The sequence below is a fragment of the Mesorhizobium sp. M5C.F.Ca.IN.020.29.1.1 genome, from assembly GCF_003997375.1.
Classification (GTDB): domain Bacteria; phylum Pseudomonadota; class Alphaproteobacteria; order Rhizobiales; family Rhizobiaceae; genus Mesorhizobium; species Mesorhizobium wenxiniae.
Genome location: NZ_RZSW01000518.1, coordinates 1 through 4,526 on the forward strand (window position 1 = coordinate 1; position 4,526 = coordinate 4,526).

Sequence of the window (4,526 nt, forward strand, 5' to 3'; positions counted from 1 at the left end):
ATTCTAAAAACCCCCGCCCGTCTAAGCAAAGGAGCCATTTTCGTTGTCCTCAGGCTGCGGTCGGGCTTGGAATGCGCGGCAGGTTCTCTGCCAGAAACCGCCAGTCCTCGCGCTCGCTTTCACCTTCATGGCGCTTGCCGAAGAACTGGATGATCATCTTGCCGTCGGCGCCATAGGCTTCGAGAGACGTGACATGGCCGTCCTTGGTCGGTTTGCGCACGGCCCAGACCTCATGGATGTGGTCGGTTCGCAGATGCAGGTGAAAGGTTTCGTCCAGCACGTTGATCCAAGGCCCCATCGGCTTGATCGACTTGATCGGGCCCGAATGGATCTGGATGCAGCCGCGATTGCCGACAAAGCACATGATCGGCATCTCGCCCTCGGCGGCATGATGGAACATGGCGCTGACGGCATCGTTGTCGAGCAGCCAAGCGTAATCCTGGCCGACCATGCGCATCGCCTGGCGGCGGTCGAGCTTCAGCGTCTTCAGCATGCCGAAGAACTGATGCACGTCCGTCAGGCGGCTCCAGCGGTCGCGCAGATCGTCGACATCAGCGGGAGCGTCGGAAGGCCCGGCCTCGCTCTCGAGCCCGTCTTCTGAAATCGCCCCTTCTGAAATCGCGACCCCCTCTGAAATCGCAACCATTGACTCCTGGTTCGGCGATTCGAGTTCGGCCACCAGCTTCTGATAGGCATAGAGGTTGGACGCGGGCCGCAGATGCACCTTGTGCACCGCCTCGCCTGCCGCATCGAAGAACTGCAGGCTGCGCCTGATATCGCCGCCGTCGCGCTTTTCGACGGCAAAGCCGTGCGCCCAGACTTTCGGGAAGATGCGCAGGTCGATGTTCTCGCCAAGCACCATGGCGTTGTGATTGCCGGTGACGACTTTGTCGTAGACGCCGATCTTCTCGTGCACAGCGCTTTCGTTGCGGGTCAGCGCCATGACCTCGCCGACGGCTTCGAGGCCGGTCAGAAGGTCATTGACGCGCGGCTCGACGCGGACGACGCCGTCGCCGCAATGCGCAGCGACCAGCTCGGCTTCCGAAATGCCAAGCTGGGCGGCGAGATCGCGCTCGCGCGTCTTCGGATTGTCTGCCCGCGCCCGCCGGATCTCGTGCGGAGCGGGTTTTACGCGCTGGTCCATGTCTTAAACACCTGCTTGTCTTAACACTCACTCGCCTTACAGCCACTCGCCTTGCAGCTACTTGTTGAGGATCAGCTTGCCCTGGCGGGTAATCTTCAACCGATAGAGCGCACCATGGTGCTCGATGCCGATCTCGTGCTCGCCCTGGAACAGTGTGTTGCTGGACAGGGTCCTCACGGTCAACGGGACCCGATCGAAACGAGCCGAATTGTCGTCGGAACGGCGGACGCGATAGCGAAAGTCATTGGGATTGTGCGTGTTCATCTGGTTCGATCCCTTTCCTGGGCCGGGCTTGGTCGGCTGGCTCGACGCTTGCGTGAAATGCCGATTCATTTCTTGACTTGAATAATCATGTTTATTAGTCAGTGCAATACCGGACTAAGTTAGTCAAGATTTAAGACGCCGGACACGACGAAAAATGCCAGCAAGCGCCACGCCAGCCAGCATCGAACCTGGAATTTTGGAGTTGGGGCATGGGGTTGGCGAATTGGGGACGGCTGGGTCTGGCGAATGGCAGCCCAGTTAGGGCGCATCGAAGTCCGGCGCATCGATCAATGGCAAAGGGCATGGCGGCATTGCTGGCGGGTGCTGCGGCGATCGCTCTGCTCACGCCATCGGCAAACGCTCAACAGGCCGCCCAACCGACAGCAGACCAGCAGCAGGCCGAACAAGCGCAGACGCCTGAAGAGGCTGCCCCGGCAGGCGCAACGCTGCTCGACCAAATCCTGGTCATCAGCCGCACCGGCGAGACGGCGATCGATTCCCTGGCTTCGGTCAGCCATGTCGATCAGGAGCAATTGGAACGCCGCATGGCGACTACGCCAAACGAAATGCTGTTGGGTGTGCCGGGTGTAGCGGTCCAGGCAGACGCAAGGCGCGTCAGCTCCAGCATCAATATCCGTGGCTTGCAGGATTTCGGCCGCGTCGCGGTGATCGTCGACGGTGCGCGGCAGAATTTCCAGCGCTCCGACCACGGCACGCAATCGACCTTCTACATCGACCCGGAGCTCATCAAATCTGTCGACGTGATCCGCGGCCCGGTCGCCAACACCTACGGCTCGGGCGCCATCGGCGGCGTCGCCTTGTTTGAGACCAAGGACGCGGAAGACTATCTTCGCGACGGCGAGACATGGGCCGCGTCCGCGACCGGGCGCTACGAGAGCAACGGCGAAGGCTGGACGACCAGCGCCGCCGGCGCCTACCGTTTCAACGAAAACTGGGATGTCCTCGGCAACATCGTCTATCGCGACTATGACGACTACAAGGATGGCGGCGGCGATACGGTGAACGGCACCGGCTTCGACGTTTTAAGCGGTCTTCTCAAGACGACCATCCGCCCTAGTGAAAACAGCGAATTGAAGCTGGGCTGGAATGGCACGAGCGACGGCTGGAACGAGGTCAGCGGCGGCACGCCGGCGAATGACGTCGACCTGGAGGCGAACACCTTCACCGGCCGCTACAATATCACCGACGAAGACAAGAGCTGGCTCGATCTCCACATCAACGCCTCCTACAACAAGACCAATTTGGTCATGACGAGCCTTGTTCCGCAAAACCGGTTTGATCCCGTCACCGGTCTTCCCATCGTCCTGCCGGCGGGTTCGATGTCGACCTTCGATATCGCCACTTCGGGCATCGACATCTGGAACACCTCGCGGTTCGAGACCACCGGTATTGCGCACGAGCTGACCTACGGTGGCGACTGGGTTGGCGACGACGTCGAGACGGGTGGCGCAGCAGGCGGCGCCAGTTTCTATACACCTTCGGGCAAGCGAAACGTTTCTGGCGCTTACATCCAGGACAAGCTCACCTGGGACTGGCTCGAGGTCATCGCCGGGCTGCGTTACGACAGCTATAAGCTCGAAAGCGATGTCGGCGAAGCCTCAGGCGACCGGCTGTCGCCGCGCATCACCGTCGGCGTCTCGCCGTTCGAAACCGCCAGCCTTTCGGGACTGCAACTCTACGGCACCTATGCGGAGGGATATCGCTCCCCGTCGCTGTCGGAAACCCTCATCAGCGGCAACCATCCGGCAGGCGTCAGCTTTCCGTTTCTCCCCAATCCCGATCTGAAACCTGAAATCGGCAAGACCGTCGAATTCGGTGTCAACCACAAGCTGGACGACATCCTCGAAGCTGGCGACGCGTTTCGTTTCAAGGCGGCCTACTTCAACAACGATGTCGAAGACTACATCGACGGCGTCACCCTGTCGGCATTCGACCCGACCAGCGGCTGCCCATTCGGCCCCGGCATCCCGATCTGCTTCCAGTACCAAAACTTTGCAGAAGCCAAGATTCGCGGCTTTGAAATGGAAGGCGTCTATGACGCCAGCTGGGGTTTCGCCGGGCTTTCGGCGTCGATCATCGATGGCCACACCATCTCATATGACGGCGAGCGGGCAGACCTCGTCACCGTGCCGTCTTCCCAAGTCACCGCGCAGCTCGGCTTCCGCTTTCTGGAGGACAAGCTGACCGTCGGTGGCGAAGTGCAGTACAATGGCAAGCCGAAGGGCAACCCAGTGGCCAAGGACTACACGCTGGTCAATGCCTTCGCCAGCTACCAGGCGACCGACAATTTCAAGGTTGACTTCCGCGCCGACAATTTGTTCGACGTGAAATACACCAACCCGTTGAACGCATCGGCCACGAGTGTAATTTACGAGCCCGGCGTCACGCTCAAGCTGGCGGCGACAATGCGATTTGGAGGCTGACGACAATGATAAGCTTGACGGCATCGCTTCGCCTGCTGACCTCGGTGCTGGCGATGCCGCTTGTGATGGGTCCGGCGTGGGCGCAAGAGTCCGCGCCGGTCCCTGCTCTCACGCTTGAGCTCAATGGCGCGCAGGCTTCCGAAAAGGGCTGCCGTTTGACGTTCGTGGTCAACAACACTCTCGGCGCCGACCTCTCGAAAGCAGCGTTCGAGATCGCGCTGTTCAACGAGGCCGGCGTCGTCGACCGGCTGACCGTGCTCGACTTCAAGGACCTGCCGGCGGGCAAGACCAAGGTGACGCGTTTCGATCTTGCCGGCGCCGATTGCGCCAAGGTCAGCCGTGTGCTGATCAACAGCGCGACCGAGTGTGCGGGCACCGGCATCGAGCCGGGCGCTTGCATGCGTGGACTGAAGACCGAAACTAAGACCGGTATCGCTTTCGGGGTCTGAGAAGACAGTGGGACTGGAGCCCGCCCTCGCGCGAAACCCGTCGCACGGTCTCTGGCCGGCTCCGTTCTGTGGCCGCTAGATGCCAACGATCTTGATTTGACAAGTCCGCGCCGGTTGCGGCAGGTCTCGCCGCGAGCCATGCAGAACATCAGTCCCCTCCCCGACGCCGATGGCGAACTGGCAATTGCGCCGACCGGACCGCTTGCGCCAGCCCGACCGTCAGCC

The 4,526-nt window shown here is 61.1% G+C and carries 4 protein-coding genes; 2 read left to right on the forward strand and 2 right to left on the reverse strand.

Annotated elements, in window-relative coordinates; genetic code table 11:
• Positions 1-49: 49 nt before the first annotated feature.
• Positions 50-1,144 carry a hemin-degrading factor gene (locus EOA85_RS28610; RefSeq protein WP_127211991.1) on the reverse strand — a complete coding sequence of 365 codons (1,095 nt, stop codon included), beginning with the start codon at positions 1,142-1,144 and terminating at the stop codon, positions 50-52.
• Positions 1,145-1,201: 57 nt separating this feature from the next.
• Entirely contained in the window at positions 1,202-1,408 is a 207-nt protein-coding gene (gene hemP / locus EOA85_RS28615) for a hemin uptake protein HemP (protein WP_095494491.1), read from the reverse strand.
• A 290-nt stretch (positions 1,409-1,698) separates the two neighbouring features.
• Here hemP and EOA85_RS28620 point away from each other — a divergent pair, with 290 nt between their 5' ends.
• Positions 1,699-3,852 (forward strand): TonB-dependent hemoglobin/transferrin/lactoferrin family receptor, encoded by a 2,154-nt coding sequence (locus EOA85_RS28620; protein ID WP_245486097.1) that lies wholly within the window; start codon positions 1,699-1,701, stop codon positions 3,850-3,852.
• 5 nt (positions 3,853-3,857) lie between these two features.
• Positions 3,858-4,301, forward strand: a complete 444-nt coding sequence (locus EOA85_RS28625; protein ID WP_127211993.1) for a hypothetical protein — start codon at positions 3,858-3,860, stop codon at positions 4,299-4,301.
• Positions 4,302-4,526: the final 225 nt, after the last annotated feature.

Bases quoted from the DNA above. Each gene is read 5' to 3' on its own strand.
- EOA85_RS28610 (WP_127211991.1), bottom strand. From the start codon at position 1,144: ATGGACCAGCGCGTAAAACCCGCTCCGCACGAGATCCGGCGGGCGCGG.
- hemP (WP_095494491.1), bottom strand. From the start codon at position 1,408: ATGAACACGCACAATCCCAATGACTTTCGCTATCGCGTCCGCCGTTCC.
- EOA85_RS28620 (WP_245486097.1), top strand. From the start codon at position 1,699: ATGGCAAAGGGCATGGCGGCATTGCTGGCGGGTGCTGCGGCGATCGCT.
- EOA85_RS28625 (WP_127211993.1), top strand. From the start codon at position 3,858: ATGATAAGCTTGACGGCATCGCTTCGCCTGCTGACCTCGGTGCTGGCG.